The organism is Martelella sp., assembly GCF_984369615.1.
This window is the reverse complement of the sequence record NZ_CFHTCS010000379.1, coordinates 1-3975: the sequence shown is the minus strand read 5'-3', so window position 1 is coordinate 3975 and position 3975 is coordinate 1. Positions and strand designations below refer to the sequence as shown.

The window sequence follows — 3975 nt, the reverse complement described above, 5'->3', positions numbered from 1 at the left end:
GGCAAGGGCGTGCCGCCGTTTGCGGCGAAAAACGTCTGCAAGACGCCGCTCACCGGCGGCCAGTGGCGGATCAAGGATAACGGCGGCTATGACCTGGTGATCGTCGAAAACGGCGCGGCGCCGGAAATTCCGACCGGCGGCAAGATGGAAGCGCTCAGCTAGCGCGTCTTTCGGCCGGATACCCTTTGTCTTCCGCCCGGATGACAAGGCAAGAGGTCTGGAGCGGGTCTGCGTCTCGATGAAACGCGGAACCGCTCCAAATCCATCCGCGTCAATCCGTGCCTGCGCGCCGAAGGCGACGTTGCCGCCCCTTGTCAAAAAAAACTGGCCTGCGCAATCCGATCGGTTCAGACTGGCATTGGCGGGCTCGCCTTGAACCAACGGGCTCGGGTCCTTGATGTCTGAATCGACGCAAGGGCCGTGGGCATCGACGTTGCCTGGAGTGATGAACATGGTTGAAACAGAGACCGTCGACGACGGCGAATTCGATTATATCGTCGTCGGAGCGGGATCTGCCGGCTGCGTGCTGGCCAATCGGCTCAGCGCCAATCCGGCCAACCGCGTGCTGCTGCTTGAGGCGGGCGGGCACGACAACCACCACTGGGTCCACATCCCGGTCGGTTATCTCTATGCCATGGGCAATCCACGGCTCGACTGGTGCTATCGCACGGCGCCGGAGCCGGGGCTGAACGGCCGCGCGCTTGCCTATCCGCGCGGCAAGGTGCTGGGCGGCTGTTCCTCGATCAACGGCATGATCTACATGCGCGGACAGGCGGCGGATTACGACCAGTGGCGACAGGCGGGCTGCACCGGCTGGGGCTGGGAGGATGTGCTGCCGTTGTTTCGCAAGTCCGAAAATCACTTTGGCCCGGCAAGCGCCGTCCACGGCAAGGGCGGCGAGCTGGACGTCTGCGAACAGCGCCTGCACTGGCCCGTGCTCGATGCCCTTGCTGCAGCGGCCGAGGAAATCGGCATTGCCGCGACCGACGACTTCAACGATGGCGACAATGAGGGCGTCGGCTACTTTCCGGTGAACCAGCGCGGCGGGTTGCGCTGGAACGCCCGCAAGGCCTTCCTCAACCCTGCCCGGTCGCGCCGCAATCTGCGCATCGAGACGAAGGCCCATGTGCAACGCATCGCCCTTTCGCAGGCGCGCGCGGAGGCGGTGATCTACCGCCAGAACGGCCGGATCAGACGGGCGACCTGCCGCGGTGAGATCGTGCTTGCCGCCGGCGCCGTGAACACGCCGCAGCTTCTGGAGCTTTCCGGCATCGGCGATGGCGGCCTGCTGCAGTCCCTCGGTCTTCCCGTGACGCTCGATATTCCCGCCGTGGGCGAGAACCTCCAGGACCACCTCCAGATCCGCACCGTGTTCCGCATCACCGGGGCGCTGACGCTGAATGACCGTCTCGCGACGCTTGCGGGCAAGGCCGGCATCGCGCTTGAATACGCCTTGCGCCGCACCGGGCCGATGTCGATGGCGCCGAGCCAGCTCGGCATCTTCACCCGGTCCTCGCCCGAGCATGATCGGGCCAATCTCGAATACCATATCCAGCCGCTTTCGCTGGAAGCCTTCGGCCAGCCGCTCGACAGGGAGCCGGGGGTGACGGTTTCCGTCTGCAACCTGCGTCCGGAAAGTCGCGGTACGATCCATATCACCGCTCCCACGCCCGACGCGCCGCCCGACATTCGGCCCTTGTATCTCTCGGCGCGCGCCGACCAGATCATCGCCGTCGACAGCCTCCGCCACGCCCGGCGTCTGATGGCCGCCGCCGGTCTGGTGGGGCTGAACCCGCGCGAGATCAAACCCGGCCCGGATGTGCAATCGGACGAGGATCTTCTGAAGGCCGCCGGCGCTCTTGGCACCACCATCTTCCACCCGGTCGGCACGGCCCGCATGGGCGGTGACCCCGCAAGCGTGGTCGACCCGGAACTCAGACTGCGCGGCCTCGCCAATCTGCGCATCGCGGATGCCTCGATCATGCCCACCATCCCCTCCGGAAACACGCATGCGCCGGTGACGATGATCGCGGAAAAGGCCGCGGAGATGATGCTGGCGGCCCGATAGGCATCGCCCGGCACAAGATGTTTTTCCTATAAACGCGGGCTTCAGCGTGTCACGCGCTGGCCCTGTCATGGATCATGCGCGGCAAACGGGAGACTGACGTCTGCTCCACGGCCAAGCGGGCATCGGTAAATATCTTCCCGGAAAGATGAACTTCGGCAGATCGACGCCGATCGCGCCTTCATGCTTCCGGCGGCGGGCCGAAACGGTTCGGCTTGCCGCCGCCCGCGCGGGCAAGCAGCACGATGAGGTAGATCGCGGAGCCGACCCCAGAGAGCGCCGCGACGGTGACCACGGCGATGATCTGCGGACCGGTATTGCTGAAGGTCGCGACCTCTTCGAGCGGTTTGGAGAGGCCAAGGAGCAATGCGAAGCTGATGAGGGTGAGGGCAAGCGGCAGCGCGGCAGGCAACAGAATCCACCATCCCCGCCGGTTCACGTCATGCAGGCGGCGGACGCCGGCCGAAAACAGGGGAAGCAGCGTGACGATAATGAAGAATACCGTGACCGGATGACGGTCCGCAAGCCCGCGTTCCGGATCGGCCGGAAACAGAAGATCGTCGGCCATGCCGGCTACCAGCTGGCCGATCACAAGCGCCAGCACGAACCACCAGTATTCCGCCCGCGAGGCCCGCCCGCCGAAGCGGGCGAATTTCCTCAAGGAGGTCAGGATCGCCCGATGCGGACTCATGGCCCATCCCGGGCGGGGGTCGCGTCTCCCTGCAGCCGGCCGTCACGCCAGAGCTGATGGGAGACGGGGCCCTCGGCGTCGTAATAGATGGTGGTGCCGTCGCGCTTGTCGTGTTTCCACATCTGCACTTCCTCAAGCGCGCCGTTTTCCGCCAGGATGTAGCGCGGCCCGTCCTTCATGCCGTTGCTGAAGCTTGTGACCGCGATGCGGTAGCCGTTGCCGTCAAAGGTCGTCCAGCGGCCTTCCTTTATGCCGTGGTCGTAGCGGCCCTGTCGCGTCTCATCGCGGCAGGGCACCTGTTCCAGCCATTCGCCGTGCTTCTCGCCGTCGACATAGCGCCCGCCGGCAATCATCCGGTCGCCATCCAGCTCCTTGTAGGGGCCGTTCAATACGCCTGCCTCATAGGTGGCAAGTCGCTTGAGCTCGCCGTTCATTCTGTATGTCCGCTGCGCGCCGGTCAGCTTGCCGTCATCGTCATAGGTCTCGTGGATGACGTCGCTGGAGCGTTCCGTCCGGCGCCAGTCGCCGACGCGCTTGCCATGGTCGTAATAGCCCCGGTCCCACTCCCGGCCGCGCCAGGCGCGGGTGTAAAGGCCGTCCTCCTTGCCGTCGACATAGTGGACGCGGGTGGTGATCTGGTCGATCTCGGTGGTCGAGACGAACAGCCCGCGATATGCGCCGTCAACCAGTTCGGTGCGGTCGAGAAGCTTATCGTTGAGATACTTCGTGAAGAGGAGATAGCCTTCGGCCTTGATCTCGGTCTCGGTGAAATTGCCGTAATGCTCGACGGTTTTCCGCCCTTCGCCGCGGCCTTCGATCTCGACCGGTTCTTCAAGCCAGATCAGCGCTCCGTCCTTCCATTTCCGGTTTCTCACCTCGCTGCCATCCTCGGCATAGTCGGTCTGGGCGACGAGTTCTCCGGAGTCCGACCAGCGTTTTGCGCTGGCGGTCGGTTTGCCCATCGCGTAGTGACGCTCGGCCCGGCGCGCGCCAGAGGGCCAGTATTCGGTGACGACCCCATCGGCCGCGCCGTCGACATAATGGCCTTCCTCGATAAGGTTGCCGTCCTTATCATAGTCCCTGTAGGGGCCGTCGCGACGGCTCATCGACCAGTGGATTTCGGCGGCAAGCTTGCCGTTCTCGTGGTATTTGCGTTCCACGCCATCGATATGGCCGTCGACATGATTGTTTTCGGCCGAAAGCGTGCCGTCCTCATAAT

General features: G+C 64.6%; 3 protein-coding genes and 1 pseudogene. 2 read left to right on the top strand and 2 right to left on the bottom strand.

Annotation, left to right across the window (positions count from 1 at the left end):
• A pseudogene (locus AC5DC2_RS20595) lies at positions 1 to 162 on the top strand (ABC transporter substrate-binding protein); the annotation flags it as partial.
• A 289-nt stretch (positions 163 to 451) separates the two neighbouring features.
• Positions 452 to 2068 carry a GMC family oxidoreductase gene (locus AC5DC2_RS20590; protein WP_491699834.1) on the top strand — a complete coding sequence of 539 codons (1617 nt, stop codon included), beginning with the start codon at positions 452 to 454 and terminating at the stop codon, positions 2066 to 2068.
• 178 nt (positions 2069 to 2246) lie between these two features.
• On the opposite strand, the gene AC5DC2_RS20585 is transcribed toward AC5DC2_RS20590, so the two are convergent.
• Both AC5DC2_RS20585 and AC5DC2_RS20580 read right to left on the bottom strand, forming a co-directional pair.
• Positions 2247 to 2756, bottom strand: a complete 510-nt coding sequence (locus tag AC5DC2_RS20585; protein WP_491699833.1) for a DUF805 domain-containing protein — start codon at positions 2754 to 2756, stop codon at positions 2247 to 2249.
• Positions 2753 to 3975, bottom strand: a 1223-nt coding sequence (locus tag AC5DC2_RS20580) for a toxin-antitoxin system YwqK family antitoxin (RefSeq protein ID WP_491699832.1), incomplete at its 5' end; no start/stop codon positions are given. The genes AC5DC2_RS20585 and AC5DC2_RS20580, both read right to left, overlap by 4 nt.

What these genes read in the sequence shown, in the direction of transcription:
- AC5DC2_RS20590 (WP_491699834.1), top strand. Translation starts at nt 452, where the DNA reads ATGGTTGAAACAGAGACCGTCGACGACGGCGAATTCGATTATATCGTC.
- AC5DC2_RS20585 (WP_491699833.1), bottom strand. Translation starts at nt 2,756, where the DNA reads ATGAGTCCGCATCGGGCGATCCTGACCTCCTTGAGGAAATTCGCCCGC.